This window comes from Amycolatopsis sp. NPDC006131 (genome assembly GCF_040614175.1).
Taxonomy (GTDB): Bacteria; Actinomycetota; Actinomycetes; order Mycobacteriales; family Pseudonocardiaceae; genus Amycolatopsis_E; species Amycolatopsis_E tucumanensis.
On the sequence record NZ_JBEXTX010000002.1, the window covers coordinates 154,907 to 170,891 of the forward strand.

Below are 15,985 nucleotides of genomic sequence, written 5' to 3' on the forward strand. Positions count from 1 at the left end.
GACCGGGGCGCGGGGCCGTTCGGGTGACGGGCCTCAGGTCAGGGCGGCCACGTGCTGCCGGAAGTCGAAGCCCGGCGTCAGCAGTTCGCGGTCCAGCGAACCGCCCGCGGTGAACAGTTTGCGCGCCGCCATGTGGTCGGGTGTCCGGTTCACCGACTCGACGCACACGAGCTGCCCCGCGCGGAAGCAGAACACCGAGAACGAACCCGCGGACGGGTCGCCGTGCACGACCGCCTCGTCGTGGCCCGCGCTGATCCCCGCTATCTGCAGCCGCGCGTCGAACTGGTTGCTCCAGAACCACGGCACCGACGCGTACGGCTCCGCGGCGCCGGTCAGCCGCGCCGCCAGGCAGCGGGCGTGGTCCACGGCGTTCTGCACCGACTCCAGCCGCAGCGGGGCGCCGGCGTGCCGGCTCGGGTAGACCGCGCAGTCGCCGACCGCGGAGATCCGCGGGTCCGATGTGGACAGGTGTTCGTCGACCACGATGCCGTTGTCCACGGACAGTCCGGCGTCGGCCGCCAGCTCTGCGTTGGGCACCACGCCGATGCCCACCACCACCAGTTCGGCGGCCAGCACCGAGCCGTCCGCCAGCTCGACCCCGGTCACCTCGTGGCCGCCGTGCAGGGCAACCACCGACGCGTCCGACAGCACCCGCGTGCCCTGCCGCTCGTGCAGCTCCCGGTAGTGCGCCGACACCACGGGCGACACGGCCCGGCGCATCAGCCGGTCCGACGCCTCCAGCACGGTGACGGACAACCCGAGCTTGGCCGCCGCCGCGGCGAACTCCAGCCCGATGAACCCGCCCCCGATCACCACCACGTTCCGCGCCCCGCCGATCCGCTCGCGCAGCGCGTCGGCGTCCTCGCGGGTGCGCAGGCCCAGCACGCCGTCGAGTTTCGCGCCCGGCACCGGCAGTTCGCGGTTCCGGGTCCCGGTGGCGAGCACGAGGTGCCCGTACTCCAGTTCACGCTCGTCGGCGAGCGCGACGAGGCGGCGGTCTCGGTCGACCCCGACCGCTCGGCCGCACACCAGCTCGATGCCGTGCTTGTCGTAGAACGCCTGCGGCCGCAGCGCGAGCCGCTCGCCGGGCAGGGCGCCCGAGAGGTACGCCTTGGACAACGGCGGCCGCTGGTACGGCACGCCCGGCTCGTCCCCGACGAGCACCACCCGGCCCTGGTGCCCCTGCTCGCGGAGCGAGGCGGCGACCTGGAAACCCGCCTGCCCCGCGCCCACGATCACGACGTCGGTCACTGTTCCTCCGGCACGGTCACGGTCAGGCTGTCGAGTTCCTCGGTGATCTCGATCTGGCAGGACAGCCTACTGTTCTCGGCGCGGGGGCACGCGGTGTTGTCCAGCATCGCGTCCTCGTCCGCCTGCGGCAGCGGCAGTTTCTCGACCTGGCCGGGGTCGACGTACACGTGGCAGGTCGCGCAGATCGCGTTCCCGCCGCACTCGGCGACGATCCCGCCGACCCCGGCTTCGATCGCGGCCTCCATGACGGACATGCCTGCCGGCACGTCGAACGACTCGGCCGAGCCGTCCTGCTGAACATAAGTGATCTTGGGCATGACGCTGCTCCCACCTCTCCTCGCCGGCGGCGTGTTGCCCGCAGAACGCTAACAGCCGGGTATTTCGGAAATGTTAGTTCCGAGCCCGGTTCGCGCGGGGCCTGCTGTGCGGAAGATTTCGTCGAGGGAGGAGTGCCCGGCGAGTTGGGATGATATTGCCTCAGCCGACTCCCGGCAATCGCTCGCGGAAAAAGAGGTTACCGTCGACGCTAGTCCTGACCTGCGGAAACGCAACGGCCGACGTGGCCGGAATTTGCCTTCGCGGTAGCATCGGACGCTTCCCGGGAACGGTTTGTGACAAGCCGTTAACAGTGGTGCCACCTCCGCGACACGAGCACCGGCAGTATTGGGCAACGCCGCGACTTCCGCCGTCGCGGTGACAACCGAAAGGATCCGCATTGCGCGCACCGCATTTGCGTCGCACTGTCATGGCCACCCTTGCCGGAATCGCGGCGATGTCGTTGCTGCCACCGGCCGCGTGGGCGCACGTCTCGGTCTCACCGGACACCGCCGAACCCGGCGAGCGCGCCACCGTCGCCTTCCGCGTGCCCAACGAACGCGACGACGCCACCACCGTCCGCCTCGAAGTCCGCTTCCCCGAGGACAAGCCGCTGGCCTCGGTCACCCCGCAGACCGTGCCGGGCTGGAGCGTGTCCGTCACCACGACCGGACTCCCGCAACCGGTCGCCACCGAGCACGGCACCATCAGCGAAGCGGTCACCGCGATCGTCTGGGAGGGCGGGCGGATCCCCGTCGGCACCTACCAGGACTTCCCGGTCAGCATCGCCTCCCCGCCCGCGGGAACGCTGGTCATGAAGACCCTGCAGACCTACTCCGACGGGCAGGTCGTGCGGTGGATCGACGTGCCGCAGGAGGGGCAGGCCGAGCCGGAGCACCCGGCGCCGACGCTGTCCGTCGCGCCACCGCCCGCGCCGGCGTCCACTTCGGACACCACCGCGCGCGTGCTCGGCGGGGCGGGCCTGGCCGCCGGACTGGTCGCGCTCGGCTGGGCCGCCATCCGCCGCAGGACGCCGGCCCCCGCCGCCGACGAGCGCGAAACGATCCGGGTGTAGGGCCGCGCCATGAACAGGGACGGGAGCACGCCCCGCTGGGCGGCGCGCCTGGTCGTCGTACTCGGCGCACTCGTGGCCGCCGCGCTCGGCGGGGCGGGCCAGGCGTCCGCGCACGCGGTGCTGATCGGCACGACGCCGGGCGGCTTCGAGGTGCTGGAGACCGCGCCGCGGGAGGTCACGCTGCGGTTCAACGAGCCGGTCGAGCTGGCCGAGGTGACGGTGCTCGGGCCGGGTGGCGCCGCCGTGGGCGGGGTGTCCGCCCCGGCGCACCCACCGGGGCAACCGGACGTCGTCGCCGTGACGCTGCCGCCCGGTCTCGCCGAGGGCACCTACACGGTCAGCTACCGCGTGGTGTCCGCTGACGCCCACCCGGTGCCGGGCGCTTTCGCCTTCAGCGTCGGCTCGGTCACCGGCGGCGTGGCGGCGCACGCGGGCGAGCAGACCGCGGACGGCGTGGTGTCGGCGCTGTACGCGGTGGCGCGGTGGCTCGGCTACGCGGGGGTGGCCCTGCTGCTGGGCACCGCGTTCTTCGTCGCCGCGTGCTGGCCGGGCGGTGAGGCGATGCCCGCGGTGCGGCGGATGTTGTGGACCGGGTGGGGCACGTTGCTGGGCGCGACGGTGCTGGCGTTCGTCTCCTACGGGCCGTACTCGGCCGCTGGGACGGCCGCCGATCTGCTCGATCCGCAGGTTCTCGGCGCGACAGTGGGCAGCCGGATGGGGCTGCTGCTGGTCGTGCGCGTCGCGTTGCTGGGACTGATCGCCGCCGTGCTCGTCCACGTGTTCCGGCGCACGTCGTTCGCCGAGTACCAGGCCCGCGACCACCGGCGGCGGGCGGCGCTGGTGCTGACGGCCGGGGGCGCCCTCGCGATCACCTGGAGCCTGACCAACCACAGCGTCACCGGCGCGCAGGTCGCGTTGTCGCTGCCGGTCGACGTGATCCACCTGGTGGCGATGGCGGTGTGGCTCGGCGGCCTGCCCGTCCTGCTCGGTGTGCTGCTGCGCTCGGGTGACGTGTTCGGCATGCGGATCGCGATCCCGCGGTTCTCCCGAACCGCGCTGGTCTGCGTCGCCGTGCTGGTGGTGACCGGCGCCTACCAGGCGTGGCGCGAGGTCGGCAGCCTCGCGGCGCTGTTCGCCACCAGCTACGGCGCGGTGCTGCTGGCGAAGCTCGGGCTCGTGGTGGTGCTCGTGCTGCTGGGTGCGCTGGCCCGGCAGTGGGTCCGCAGGCACTACACCCACGCGCCGGTGGTGTCCAAGAAGCGCAAGGCCTACCGCGGCCCGGCGGAGCGCGAGGTCAGCCGGTTCCGGCGGATGGTCGCGACCGAGGCCGTGCTGGCCGCCGTGGTGCTCGGGGTGACGGCGTTCCTGGTGAGCGCCGAACCGGCCACCGCCGAGCTGGCCCGGGAGCGGGCGGCGGCGGAGGTCCCGGCGCGGACCGGTCCGGTGAACGTCGTCCTGCCGTTCGACGCGGGCGGCGGACCGGCCGGGGCCGGGCAGCTGGCGGCGCTGGTGACCCCGGGAACGGTGGGGCGCAACGAAGTCCACCTCGCGGTGCTGGACGCGCAGCGGCGGCCGAAGCAGGTGGCCGAGCTGACCGCGTCGCTGAGCCTGCCGTCGAAATCGGTCGGCCCGCTGCCGGTCGCGTTGCAGTTCATCGGCGGCGACCACGCCATCGCGGTGAACGTGCCGCTCACCATGCCCGGGATGTGGGAGCTGGCGGTCACCGTGCGAACGTCCGAAGTGGACCAGGCTGTCGTGCGGATCCCGGTGGGGGCGCGCTGATGACCACGGACGCGCGGAGGTTGTCCCCACCGGAACTGGAACGGCTGCGCCGCCGCGCGGTCGCGGCCGTGTCGGCGGGCCTGTCGCAGGGCCGGGTCGCGACGATGCTCGGGGTCAGCCGCAAGACCGTGGGCGTCTGGGTCCGGGCTTACCAGGCGTCCGGCGAGCAGGCGTTCCCGCCGCAGCGCCGGGGCCGCCGGGTGGGCGAGTGCCTTGCCTTGTCCGGTGAGCAGCAGGACCGGATCGTCGCGGTCGTCGCCGCCGGGCTGCCCGACGCGGCCGGCCTGCCGCACCTGCTGTGGACGCGCCGGGCGGTGACCGAGCTGGTCGAGCGCGAGTTCGGCATCCGGATCAGCCCGGCGACGGCGGATCGCTACCTGGCCCGCTGGGGGCTGACCGGGCCGCGGGAGCACGTGGGCGAGGGCCTGACGGTGCGCTGGACCGCGCCGCGCGGACTGCACGCGTTGGTGGCGGTGACGAACCGCGGGCTGGTGTTCTTCCGCGCCGGGCGGCTGCCGTTCGACGTGACGCAGCTCGTCGACTTCCGCAACCGGCTGCGCATGCAGCTCGCGCGTGAAGTCACCGCGGTCGTCAGGGAATGGCCTGCGGCACAAGGGGAACTGCTGGAAGGGTGGTGCTCGGCGGACCGGAACGTGATCGCCGGGCTGACCATCGGCTGAACCACTCGAACCCGAGCCCCCGTGGTGCACTTCGCGCCGCGGGGGCTCCGGCATGCCCGCGATCGCTTGTTTCGGAACGGTGAACATGTCCGGTGCGCGAAAAATCTCCGAGGTGATTTCCGCGGATTCGGCCGCTCGACCGGGTGACGGCCAGGGCAAAAGTGTTCCGCGCGGCGTGGGAAAGCGGCTGTTCAGCGCCGCGTCGTGGATCCGGAAACATTCGCGAAAAGGTCGCTCGCGGGCGTTTTCGGGCTTCTGGTCAGGATCGGCCGGGCATGCCACGATGATCCCGGAATCAAGGTTTCCACAACGGACGGCGAAATTCCTGAGAGAAGGCCAAGAATGCGATTCCGACGTCATCTCGCGGCCGGTGTGCTGACGGTGGGCTGCCTCGGCGGCATGACCGTCGGCGCCGCCGAAGCGGGTGCCGAGGAACCGGTCGCGGCCGCCGACTGCACGGCGCCGGCGCCGGACGGCGACCTCCTGCTCCCCGGCGTGGACATCGCCGACGAGCTCCCGCTCCTCGGGCCGATCCTGCAGCCGCTCACCGACACGGTGGGCTCGGTGGTCGGCTCGACCTGCGAAATCCTCGTGCCGCCTGCCCAGCCGGAAGCGCCGGGCTCGGGCGAGCAGCAGCCACCCGCGGCGGCGCCCACCACGACGCCGTCCTCCGCGCCGAGCGGGAACAGCGCCGCGACGCCGTCCGGTGGTCGCCTGGCCGCCCAGGAGAGCAGCGGTGCCGTCGCCACCGCGCGCTTCGGGTTCGCCGACCCCCTGCCGTTCGGTCCCGCGCTCAACTTCGGCGCTCCCGGCACACCACCGCAGGCCGTGGCCGCCGGAAAAACCGACGTGGTGAGCACGCAGCGGCCGACGGGCACCGCGGAAGCATTGCCGGTGACCCGGGACGAATTGTCCCAGCCGGTTCTGCTCGCGACTCTCGCCCTCACCCTGGTGAGCGCGCAATTGGTGCGCACCTGGGTGCGGCGAATGCGCGGGGAAGTATTCAGTGCGCGCACCGGCCCGCTGAACACCTGAACGCCGCGCATTCCGGTTTTCCGTCCGAACGGGTTCGGACGGCTGTGGAGAGAAAGGAAGCACATGCCCGAAAACGCTCCCCCGGGAGCCGGGAAGAGGCGGTCCCGCCGCCTCAAAACGGTGATCCCGTTGGCAGCAGTCGCGCTGGGCGCGACGACGGTGGCCGCCGTGCCGGCCGCCGCGCTGCCAGTGGGTGTCGGCCCCGTGCCGATCACCTTCACGTTGAACGACAGCAACGGCAACTGGTTCGACTCGGGCCTGCAGCTGTTCGGCGGCAAGTCGCTGGCCGTGGCCGAGCTGCCGCGCCTCGGCACGTCCGCGCTGGACGGCAGCATCATCCCGAGCCTGCCGGAAGGCGCGCTCGGCCTGCCGAACCTGCCGCTTGGTCAGCTCGACACGGCCCAGTCCAGCGGGCTGCTGAACCTGGACCTGGTCGACTCGCTGACCGGCCTGGCCTCCAGTGACCCGGCGAAGGCGATGCCGTCCCTCGGGCAGCTCGGCGGCCTGACCGACCTGCTGAACCTGGACAGCACGCTGTCGGCGGTGCGGAACATCGCGGCCACCGAACCGCGGGCGGCGACGTCGGCGGCGAAGGCCGAAGGCCTGCTCAGCCAGTTCCAGGCCGAGGTCGCGAGCCTGCCTGCCGACCAGCCCATCAGCCTGGACAGCCTCCCGGTCGGACTGGACCTGCAGAAGGCGCTGGACGACCTGGCGACGTTCGCGGTGAAGGGCCCGGCCATCACGGCCAACTTCACCATCGGCAGCCCGAAGAACCAGTCGCTGCACGACATCACGTCGCTGATCTGGCCGGAGGGGGCGCCCTTCTTCGAGCAGATGGGCGCGTTCGCCGGTTCGGACTCCACGCAGCTGACCGAGCCCGGTCTGTACGCGTGGACCTGCACGATCCACCCGTACATGCTGGGTGCGACCGTGGTCGACGACCCGCTCACCATCGGCCTGGACTTCGGCAAGAAGCTGAAGGTCAACTCGCGTGACCTGACGGTTCCGTCCAACGCGGACGTCATCCAGCAGCTGGTGCGCATCTTCTTCACCGCGACGGTGCCGGACAACTGGCAGACCTACAGCACCACCGAGTCGTCGCAGTGGAACCCGGTCTTCCCGCCCGCGCCGATCCTGCAGTACGACGCCCAGGGCAACCCGGTGCTGGTGCCGATCCTGGACGCCTACTACGACAAGAAGTTCGGGTACCCCAAGACCCTGGACAAACTGACCCCGCCGCAGACCCCGGGCGTGGGTGAGGTCTGGATCGACACCCAGATGGAGGAGTACGCGGGCAAGGACTACGTCGGTGCCGCCACGAAGGTCAACGTGGAGAACTGGACGGTCGACCGCAAGATCTCCGGTTCGAGCATCAACATGAACAACCCGCACAACATGTGGACGGACAAGAACTACAAGTACCTGTACCAGACCGAGTGGTTCGACGACGAGCTGTCGGTGTTCGACCGGGCGACCGGTGAGCACGTGCGCACGATCGAAGTCGGACCGGACCCGTCCCACGTCATGACCCGCACCGACACCGACCAGGTTCAGGTCGCCATCAACGGCGGCACGGACGTCGTCGAGCTGTCCCCGGGCGCGGAGAAGATCGACCGCCGCATCCCGGTGGGTCCGCCGGGTGACTTCCCGCAGCACCCGCACGCCTTCTGGCTCAGCTCGGACGGTAAGACCACGATCACGCCGAACGTGAACCCGTACGACGCGACCGTGATCGACAACGAGACCGGCACCTGGCGGAAGGAGCCGACCGGCGAACTGCCGATCGCCTCCAGCATGATGTCCGACCAGTCGAAGTTCTACATGGCCGACTTCCTCGGCGGGAGCATCTCGTGCGTCTCGCTCGCGGAGGACGCCTGCGTCAAGGAAGGCAAGAAGGTCCACAACGCGAGCATCGACCTGTGGGACAACTACAACCCGGTCACCGGCCGGAACGGCACCAAGCCGTGGGGTGGTCTGACCATCCAGCTCCCAGTGAGCCCGGATGACAAGGCCCTGCTGGCCGCGAACACCTTCAGCGCCACCGTCTCGGTCGTCGATCCGAAGACCGACAAGGTGGTCAAGGAGCTGCCCTGCAACGCGGGCTGCCACGGCATCAACTTCGGTGCCAAGAAGGGTGGCGGGTACTACGCCTACGTGTCGAACAAGTTCTCGAACGCCGCTCAGGTCATCGACATCGACCCGAACATGGACGGGAACATCACCGACGCCGCGATCGTCGGTCAGCTGGTGCTGGCGCCGACCGCGGACACCAAGTCGGACGGCACGCTGACCGGACAGCCCGGCATGGGTGGTCAGGGCGTGCTGCCCATCCCGCTGGTCTACAACGGCTGGTCGCAGCAGGTGCCCGCCGGCTGGCGGGAGAAGCTGACCCCCGAGCAGCTGAACCCGATCGGCTGAGCTGGTTCCGCAGCAGCTCAACCTGATCGACCCATCCACCCCGTGAGGGAAACCGTGGTCCGGAGCGGCCAGCCCGCTCCGGACCACGGCCGTTCAGGAGACCGCCATGCCCGCATCCCCCAGGTCCTTCGCGCGTGCCCTGTCCGCGCTGTTCCTCGCCTCGTGCGCGCTGCTCGGCCTGGCCGCCCCGGCCGCCGCGCAGGTGTCGATCGTGCCCGGTTCCGTCAAGGGCGGCAGCACCGAGACCTTCGCCTTCCGCCTCGCCAACCAGCGCACCGACACCCAGAGCAACCGGCTCGAAATCGTGTTCCCGCAGAGTCCCCCGATCGCCTTCGCCGAGGTCAAGCCGGCCCGCGGCTGGACCGCCAGGATCAACCCGCGCCCGCTCGACCCGCCGCAGCAGTCCGGTGACCGCCTGATCAGCCAGGTCGTCGGCTCGATCGTGTTGGAGGGCGGCGCGGTCGGCCCCGGCCAGTTCGAACAGTTCCTCGTCACCCTCGGCCCGCTGCCCGAGCGGGGCGACCTGGTGCTCGAAACCGTTCAGGGCTACACCAGCGGCGCCACCGACCGGTTCTCCGCCGCGGCCGGCAACGCGCCGGTGATCGTCGTCAGTCCCAACGCCGCACAGGGCGCGCCGCCACCCGCGGTGATCGACGCGAACCGGGCCGATCAGGTGGCCGCGGCTGCCGAGCAGCAGGCCGAAGAGCAGGCGAACAGCGGCGGCATCACCCCGTTCGCCTTCCTGTGGGGCGTGCTCGGGCTCGCGTTCCTGGTGGTGGCGCTGGTCGGGCTCCGCACCCACCTGCTGCACCGCCGCGCGCCGGAGCCCGAGCCGAAGCCCGAGCCGGAGAAGGTGAGCAACGGATGACGACGCTGGCCAGACCGCCCGCCGTCCCGCGGAACCGCCGCGCGGCACGGCTGCTCCCGTTCCTGCTGCTCGTCGCGGCCTGCTGGACCTCGCTGCTGACGCTGGCCTCGCCGGTGTCGCCGGAGGCGCCCGTGCTGGTGTCGTCGGCGCCCGGCAACGGCCAGGTCACCCGGCCCGACGACATCGTCCTGACCTTCGACCGGCCGGTGCCCGCCGGGCTGTCGACGATCCGGATGACCGACCCGTACAAGCGCCCCGTCGACCCCGGCCGCCCGGTGCACGCCGACGGCCGGGACAACACGCTCTCCGTGCCGGTGCCGAAGCAGAAGTACGCGGGCACCTACACGATCGCCTGGAGCGTGCCGGTGAAGGGGACGGACGCGGCGACCGGGACGTTCACCTTCGACCTCGCCTCACGCAGCCCGGTGCAGGCCCCGCCCGCGCTGGACGCCCGGCCCGGGGTGGTGGTGACGGTCGCGCACGCGGTCGCGCAGTTCCTCGCGTTCGCCGCGCTCGCGTTGCTCGCCGGGGTGGTGTTGTTCGTCGCCGTGGGGTGGCCGGCGGGCGCGGAGTCCACTGTGGTCCGTCGGCTGGCGGCCTGGGCGTGGGGCGGGCTGCTCGGCGGGACCGTGCTGTCGCTGCTGACCTTCGGCCCGTACGCCGCGAAACTGCCGCTGACCGACATCCTCGACGGCGGCCTCGTGTCCGGGGTGCTGGAGTCCGCGACCGGTCACGTGTACCTCGCGCGGCTGCTCGTCGTCGCGGTGGCCGGAATCGGGATCGCGCAGTTCCTGACCATGGCCCCGGCGGAGTCGGCGCGGGAGCGGCGGCTGCGCGGCGGCACCGTGCTCGCCTGCACCGCCGCGGTCGTGGCGACGTGGAGCTTCACCGGGCCCGGTTCGGTCGTGGCGGGCGTCGTGCACCTCACCGCGCTGGCCGTGCTCGCCGGGATTCTGGTGGTGCTGCGCCGGTTCCGTGAGGTCGCCGACCGGCCGAAGGCGCTGGTCGTGGTGTGCGCCGGGCTGCTCGCGGTGACGGCGGGCGCGGAGGTGTGGCAGCACCTCGGAAGCCTCGCCGGCTGGCTGTGGGCCGGGTTCGCGGTGCTCGTGCTGGCGCTGGGCCTGCTCGCACTGGCCGGACGGCTGTCGCTGGTGCAGACCGGGCTCGCGGTTGCGCTCGTCGGGGTCAGCACGGCGTTGTCCGTGGTGCCCGCCGGTCCCGCGCCCGCTCCGCAGGCCCCGCTGGTGCGGCTCGCGATGTCCACCGGCGCGCTCGACCTCGCGGTCGTCCCGGCGCGGGTGGGGGACAACCAGGTGCACGTCACGGTCCTCGACGCGAAACCGGGCACGACGATCACGGCCGAGCTGGCCCCGCCGTCCGGCGCGCCGGTCCCGGTGTCCTTCGCGCCCGCCGAGGCGGGTCACCTGGCCGGTTCGGTGACCGTGCCGTCCGCCGGGCCGTGGGAGCTGGCCCTGACCGCGCGGGCGCCGGACGGGCAGCAGGAAGTCATCTACGGCGTCATCGAGGTGCGATGAGCACGACGACCGAGACCCGCACACCGGGAAAGCGGAAGAAGCAGCCGGCACGCGGGATGAACGGCCTGCGGGTGATCGCCCGCCGGGTCCACTTCATGGCGGGCATCGTCGTCTCGCCGTTCCTCGTGGTGCTGAGCCTGACCGGGCTGGTGTACGTGTTCAGCCCGCAGATCCACGACAACCTGTACCACTCGCAGCTGTACGTCAACGAGGTCGGCGCGACGCCGAAACCGGTGTCGGAACAGGTTCGCGCGGCGATGACCGCGCACCCGGAAGCCGCTCTGCGGCAGGTGATCACGTCGCCGGAGCCGGATCGCACCACCCGCGTGGTGCTGTCGGTGCCCGGTCTGGCCGGCGGCGAGGACGGGCAGGCGCGCACCGTGTTCGTCGACCCGTACACCGGCTACATCAACGGGGAGCTGACCACGGCAGGCAACCGGATGCCCGCCAACACGTGGTTGCGGGACCTGCACAGCAACCTGCACCTCGGCGAGCCGGGGCGGTGGTACGCGGAACTGTGCGCGAGCTGGCTGCCGGTGATCGTCCTCGGTGGACTGGTGCTGTGGCTCGCCCAGTCGCGGCGGCGCACGCGCACCCGCGACCTGTTCGTCCCGCCCCGCAAGACGAAGGGCGGATGGCTGCGGTTGCGCGGGCTGCACGGCCCGCTCGGGTTGTGGCTGTCGGCTGGCCTGGTGGTGATCGCGGTCAGCGGACTGCTCATCTCGCAGTTCACCGGCGGCCGCGGCAGCCAGGACAACGACCCGATGCGCCTGCGCGCGCCCACGCTGGTGGCCGCGCCGGTGGCCGTGCCGGATGGCGTCGAACCGATCGGCGTCGACCGGGTGCTGGAGATCGCGCAGGCCCAGGGGCTGCACGGGGAGCTGCTGGTGACGGCCCCGGCGCGGGCGGGTGCGGTGTACACGGTGATGGAGCGCGCGGCCGGGATCCCCCTGCAGCGCGACAACATCAGCGTCGACCCGTTCACCGGCGAGGTGACCGAGCACATCGGCTGGGACGACTACTCGTTCCTGGCGAAGCTGACGTCGGTCGCGGCGGAGTTCCACACCGGGACGCTGTTCGGGCTGGCCAACCAGATCGTGCTGGCGGTGCTGGTGACCGGCCTGCTGGTCCTCATCGGACTCGGCTACCGGATGTGGTGGGTGCGCAGCCCGTACAAGGGCAAGTGGAAGGCGCTGCCGACGGCGGCCTGGAAGCAGCTGTCGCTGCCGATGGCGGCGGCCGGGTTCCTCGGAATCGTCGCGATCACGTGGGTGCTCCCGGTGTTCGGGGCGAGTCTGCTGGTGTTCCTGGCGGTGGACGCCGCGATTTCCACGCTGCAGCGCCGGAAGAAGCCGGTGCCGCGGGCCAGGTAGCGGCTGGCTATGGTGGTCGGATGGGTTCGGTCAGGCAGGTTCAGATCACGTTCGACTGCGCCGATCCCGAGCGCGTCGCCCGGTTCTGGTGCGAGGTGCTCGGGTACGTCGTGCCACCGCCGCCGCCGGGGTTCGACTCGTGGGCGGACTACGACAGCTCGCTGCCGCCGGAGCGGCGCGGAGCGGCGTTCGCCTGCGTCGACCCGACGGGCGCCGGGCCGCGACTGTTCTTCCAGCGGGTGCCGGAAGGCAAGGTCGTCAAGAACCGGGTGCACCTCGACGTCCGGGTCGGCACCGGACTCGTCGGCGCCGAGCGGCTCGCCGCGCTCCAGGCCGAGCGCGAACGACTGGAAAAGCTCGGGGCGACCTGCGTGCAGGTCCTGGAGGCCGACGGGTTCAACGAGTCCTGCATCCCCATGCTGGACATCGAGGGCAACGAGTTCTGCCTGGACTAGCCGCCGCGGCGGTGGTGCGTCCCGGGCGTGTGGCCGTACGCGCGGCGGAACACGTCGATGAACGCGCTCGCCGAGGACCAGCCGCAGCGGTGCGCCACCGTCGTCACCGGGACGTCCTCGGCCAGCAGCCGTAGCGCGTGGTAGAGCCGCAACTGCGTCCGCCACGCCGTGAAGGACATGCCCAGCTCGGCGGCGAACAGGCGGCTGAGGGTGCGTTCGCTCGCCCCGGTCGCGGCGCCCAGCTGCGCCAGCGTGCGCGGGTCGGCGCAGTCGGCGTGCAGCAGTTCGCACACCGCCACCAGCCGCGGGTCCGACGGCGTCGGCAGCTGCACCGGCTCCCGCGGCGCGGCCCGCAGCTGGTCCACCAGCACCGCGCGCAACCGGCGCTGCTCCGGCGAACTCCGACCGTCAGCGGTCGCGGCCAGGATCAGCTCACGCAGCAGCGGGCTCACCGCGAGGACGGCCGGCTCGTCCAAGCCGAGCGGGTTCGGGGCCGCGGGCAGCCCGATCAGGTGCAGGTCGGTCCGGCCGTGGGCCACGTGGGCGTGCACGCAACCGGCGGGCACCCAGATCGCCCTGGTGCCGGGCGCGAACCAGGTGCCCGCGTCCGTGGTGACGGCGAGGACACCCGAGCCGGCGTAGACCACCTGGTGCTCGTCGTGGCGGTGCGCGTCGATGCGTTCACCCGGCGCCAGGACCTGGGTCCGGGTCGGCGCGTGCGGCAGGTGGCGGGTTTCCGACATCATCTGGCAGATTAACGGAAGCGCGCCAGCTCCCGCCACGGCGACGATGAGCCGGTGCGAACCATCCCCCTGCTCGCGGTCGGGCACGCGTGCGTCGACGTCTACCAGGGCGCGGTGGCCGCGCTCGTGCCGTTCTTCGTCGCCGAGCGGGCCTACACCTACGCCGCCGTCTCGGGCGTCGTGCTGGCCGCGTCCTTGCTGTCCTCGGTGGTGCAACCGCTGTTCGGCGCGCTCGCCGACCGGTGGTCCATGCCGTGGCTGCTCCCGGTCAGCGCGCTCACCAGCGGACTCGGCGTCGCGTTCGCCGGCGTCGGCTCGTACGCGCTGACCGTGGCGGCCGTCGCGGTCTCCGGCATCGGCGTCGCCGCTTACCACCCCGAAGCCGCCCGCGTGGCCCGGCTCGCGAGCCGCGGCAGCCACACCGCGATGGGCTGGTTCTCGCTCGGCGGCAACGTCGGCTTCGCCACCGCGCCCCTGCTCGTCGCGGCCGTCGTCGCGACCGGCGGGCTCGCGTTCTCGCCGCTCTTGGCCCTGCCCGCCGCCGTCGGCGCGGTGCTGTGCGCGATGGCGCTCCGCCGGATCTCCGGCACCGCGGCGCCCACGCGCGAGGGCGCAGGCCGGAACGACTGGGCCTCCTTCGCGAAGCTGTCCGGCGCGATCGTGTGCCGCTCCATCGTCTTCATCGGACTGAGCACGTTCGTCTCGCTCTACGCGCAACAACGCACCGGCGGCGGGAGCCTCGCGGGCACCGCCGCGTTGTTCGTGCTCTACGTCGGCGGCGCGGTCGGCACGGTGGCGGGCGGGCAGCTGGCCGCCCGGTTCGGCCGGATCCCCGTCGTGCGGTGGTCCTACGCGCTCACCACGCTGTCCGTGGCCGGGGTGGTGTTCGTGCCCGGCCCGCTCCTCTACCTGTTCGTCGCGGGCACGTCCGCCGGCCTGTACGTGCCGTTCTCGCTGCACGTCACGCTCGGCCAGGACTACCTGCCGAGCCGGGTGGGCACCGCGAGCGGCATCACGCTCGGCTTGACGGTGAGCATCGGCGGGCTCGCGAGCCCGGTCCTCGGCGCACTGGCGGACGCCACCTCGCTGCGGACCGCGCTCGCGCCGCTGATCGCGCTGCCCGCGCTCGGCCTGCTCCTGCTGTCCACTGTGGACGAGCCGGTCAGAGGCTGAAGCGCACCGAGATGCGGCCGGAGTGCCGCCGCGGCCAAGCCTGCAGCATTTCGTAGTGCTGCAGCGGCCACCGGCACACCACGACGTTCAGCGGGCGCCCCAGCTGGTGCATCAGCCGGTGCAGGAAGTCCTCCGCGTGCGGGGTGTCGAACGGGCCCAGCCCGGCCCGGAAGTGCACCACGCCCCGGTTGGACATCGCGATCAGCACGTTCACGTCGCCGAAGTAGTCGCGGAACCCGGACATCAGGTTCTGCCGCGATGCGGCGCGGCGGTCGGCGGGCGCGTGCGGCCGCGTCCACGCCACCCACAGCACCTCCGCCTCCGGGATCCACTCCTCGGCGGCCGCCGGGACGCCGCGCGGCCTCGGCACCGTCGCGGTCACGCGGCTGCGCATCATCTCCTGCAGGTACGGCTCGTCGATCAGGCTCCACCGCACCAGGTAGTGCCCGACGGTCGCCGGGCTCAGCAGGATCCGGAACTCGCGGTTGACCAGCTCCACCACGGCCGGGCGGCTCCACAGCCGGTGCCGCAGACCGTACTGGTCGGGCGTCCCGCTGATGATCGTCTTGATGGTCCACGCCTGCTGCGCCGGCGAGAGCGCGAGCTGCTCCCCGGGGCGGCGGCCGCGGGTCTTGGGGCGGAACGCGTCCTCGCCCTGGCGCCGGTAGGCGAGCACCCAGGCGCCGACGGTCTTGCGGGACACGCCGAACAGGCGCGCCACCTCCGACCGGGACACACCCGCTTCGACAGCGGCGACCGCCCGTCGGCGGAGGGCTTCCAGTGCATCGGGGGACAGGCTGCGGGCGTCACGTGTCGTCATGATCCGGCCCCGGCGAGCTGCGCGGCAAATGCGGTGCGCGCATCGTCTTCCTTTCGGCGATTGGCGGGCACAACGGACATTACGACCCCTCATGTATCCGCCTCGTGCCCGCATTGTTAAGTGCCGATCACAAGAGCTGCCGGAGATTTTTCCGGGAAAGTGATCGCGTCCGGCGGGTGAGGCATAAATGTGTCACGCCCGCCCCGGGGAGGCCCGCCGCCGGCGCACCGGGCCTGGCACATATTTGCCTCACGCCGGCCGGAGTCGCTGTCGCTGGGCGGGGTTCGGGTCGCCTCGTCCGGCCGGTCCCCGGCGCCGGGCGCGTGCCGCGGCCTGCGGAAATGCGCTTCCCGGAAATGTTTCCCGGACGTGAACGCGTATTTCCGGAAATGCTTCCCGGTCCGATCGGCGAGGCTGGTCAGGCCGCCGATCCGCGTGCCAGGATGACGCTCTCCCCAGGTT

Annotated in this window: 14 protein-coding genes; 10 read left to right on the plus strand and 4 right to left on the minus strand. The window is 72.0% G+C overall.

The features are described from left to right. Positions 1-33 precede the first annotated feature (33 nt). Positions 34-1,251, minus strand: coding sequence for an FAD-dependent oxidoreductase (locus tag ABZ215_RS01885; RefSeq protein ID WP_354947056.1), 1,218 nt, complete (start codon positions 1,249-1,251; stop codon positions 34-36). Then, the gene (locus ABZ215_RS01890; RefSeq protein WP_020416430.1) at positions 1,248-1,568 is read right to left on the minus strand and encodes a 2Fe-2S iron-sulfur cluster-binding protein; all 321 of its coding nucleotides are present in this window, start codon (positions 1,566-1,568) and stop codon (positions 1,248-1,250) included. Before ABZ215_RS01890 ends, ABZ215_RS01885 begins: the two co-directional genes overlap by 4 nt. A 428-nt stretch (positions 1,569-1,996) precedes the next feature. Between ABZ215_RS01890 and ABZ215_RS01895 the strand changes: the two genes are divergently transcribed. The 9 genes from ABZ215_RS01895 to ABZ215_RS01935 all read left to right on the plus strand — a co-directional run bounded on the left by ABZ215_RS01895 (position 1,997) and on the right by ABZ215_RS01935 (position 12,787). Beyond that, positions 1,997-2,641 (plus strand): YcnI family protein, encoded by a 645-nt coding sequence (locus tag ABZ215_RS01895; RefSeq protein WP_354947058.1) that lies wholly within the window; start codon positions 1,997-1,999, stop codon positions 2,639-2,641. A gap of 9 nt (positions 2,642-2,650) precedes the next feature. Further along, positions 2,651-4,423, plus strand: coding sequence for a copper resistance protein CopC (locus tag ABZ215_RS01900; RefSeq protein ID WP_354947060.1), 1,773 nt, complete (start codon positions 2,651-2,653; stop codon positions 4,421-4,423). Beyond that, on the plus strand, positions 4,423-5,103 hold the full coding sequence (locus tag ABZ215_RS01905; protein WP_354947062.1) for a helix-turn-helix domain-containing protein: 681 nt from the start codon (positions 4,423-4,425) through the stop codon (positions 5,101-5,103). The genes ABZ215_RS01900 and ABZ215_RS01905 overlap by 1 nt, the downstream gene beginning before the upstream one ends. A 204-nt stretch (positions 5,104-5,307) precedes the next feature. Continuing rightward, complete coding sequence (locus ABZ215_RS01910; RefSeq protein ID WP_354947064.1) at positions 5,308-6,138, plus strand: hypothetical protein; 831 nt, start codon at positions 5,308-5,310, stop codon at positions 6,136-6,138. Between the two features lie 120 nt (positions 6,139-6,258). Continuing rightward, on the plus strand, positions 6,259-8,556 hold the full coding sequence (locus ABZ215_RS01915) for a copper oxidase (RefSeq protein ID WP_354947066.1): 2,298 nt from the start codon (positions 6,259-6,261) through the stop codon (positions 8,554-8,556). A 106-nt stretch (positions 8,557-8,662) separates the two neighbouring features. Next, positions 8,663-9,424: a DUF1775 domain-containing protein gene (locus ABZ215_RS01920; protein WP_354947068.1), complete on the plus strand. Its 762-nt coding sequence runs from the start codon at positions 8,663-8,665 to the stop codon at positions 9,422-9,424. Then, on the plus strand, positions 9,421-10,959 hold the full coding sequence (locus ABZ215_RS01925; RefSeq protein WP_354947070.1) for a copper resistance protein CopC: 1,539 nt from the start codon (positions 9,421-9,423) through the stop codon (positions 10,957-10,959). The genes ABZ215_RS01920 and ABZ215_RS01925 overlap by 4 nt, the downstream gene beginning before the upstream one ends. Continuing rightward, entirely contained in the window at positions 10,956-12,332 is a 1,377-nt protein-coding gene (locus ABZ215_RS01930; RefSeq protein ID WP_354947072.1) for a PepSY domain-containing protein, read from the plus strand. The genes ABZ215_RS01925 and ABZ215_RS01930 overlap by 4 nt, the downstream gene beginning before the upstream one ends. Positions 12,333-12,352: 20 nt before the next feature. Next, a complete protein-coding gene (locus ABZ215_RS01935) occupies positions 12,353-12,787 on the plus strand; it encodes a VOC family protein (RefSeq protein WP_020416438.1) in 435 nt (144 codons plus the stop codon). Here the strand turns inward: ABZ215_RS01935 and ABZ215_RS01940 are convergent. After that, positions 12,784-13,530, minus strand: coding sequence for a helix-turn-helix transcriptional regulator (locus ABZ215_RS01940; RefSeq protein WP_354947188.1), 747 nt, complete (start codon positions 13,528-13,530; stop codon positions 12,784-12,786). The two genes, ABZ215_RS01935 and ABZ215_RS01940, sit on opposite strands and share 4 nt — an antisense overlap. Positions 13,531-13,584: 54 nt before the next feature. On the opposite strand from ABZ215_RS01940, the gene ABZ215_RS01945 reads away from it, so the two are divergent. Next, on the plus strand, positions 13,585-14,703 hold the full coding sequence (locus tag ABZ215_RS01945; protein ID WP_020416440.1) for an MFS transporter: 1,119 nt from the start codon (positions 13,585-13,587) through the stop codon (positions 14,701-14,703). On the opposite strand, the gene ABZ215_RS01950 is transcribed toward ABZ215_RS01945, so the two are convergent. Continuing rightward, positions 14,693-15,523, minus strand: a complete 831-nt coding sequence (locus ABZ215_RS01950) for a helix-turn-helix domain-containing protein (RefSeq protein WP_027935617.1) — start codon at positions 15,521-15,523, stop codon at positions 14,693-14,695. The genes ABZ215_RS01945 and ABZ215_RS01950 overlap by 11 nt on opposite strands. Positions 15,524-15,985: the final 462 nt, after the last annotated feature.

Bases quoted from the DNA above. Each gene is read 5' to 3' on its own strand.
- ABZ215_RS01890 (WP_020416430.1), bottom strand. From the start codon at position 1,568: ATGCCCAAGATCACTTATGTTCAGCAGGACGGCTCGGCCGAGTCGTTC.
- ABZ215_RS01895 (WP_354947058.1), top strand. From the start codon at position 1,997: ATGGCCACCCTTGCCGGAATCGCGGCGATGTCGTTGCTGCCACCGGCC.
- ABZ215_RS01900 (WP_354947060.1), top strand. From the start codon at position 2,651: ATGAACAGGGACGGGAGCACGCCCCGCTGGGCGGCGCGCCTGGTCGTC.
- ABZ215_RS01905 (WP_354947062.1), top strand. From the start codon at position 4,423: ATGACCACGGACGCGCGGAGGTTGTCCCCACCGGAACTGGAACGGCTG.
- ABZ215_RS01920 (WP_354947068.1), top strand. From the start codon at position 8,663: ATGCCCGCATCCCCCAGGTCCTTCGCGCGTGCCCTGTCCGCGCTGTTC.
- ABZ215_RS01925 (WP_354947070.1), top strand. From the start codon at position 9,421: ATGACGACGCTGGCCAGACCGCCCGCCGTCCCGCGGAACCGCCGCGCG.
- ABZ215_RS01930 (WP_354947072.1), top strand. From the start codon at position 10,956: ATGAGCACGACGACCGAGACCCGCACACCGGGAAAGCGGAAGAAGCAG.
- ABZ215_RS01935 (WP_020416438.1), top strand. From the start codon at position 12,353: ATGGGTTCGGTCAGGCAGGTTCAGATCACGTTCGACTGCGCCGATCCC.
- ABZ215_RS01940 (WP_354947188.1), bottom strand. From the start codon at position 13,530: ATGTCGGAAACCCGCCACCTGCCGCACGCGCCGACCCGGACCCAGGTC.
- ABZ215_RS01950 (WP_027935617.1), bottom strand. From the start codon at position 15,523: ATGACGACACGTGACGCCCGCAGCCTGTCCCCCGATGCACTGGAAGCC.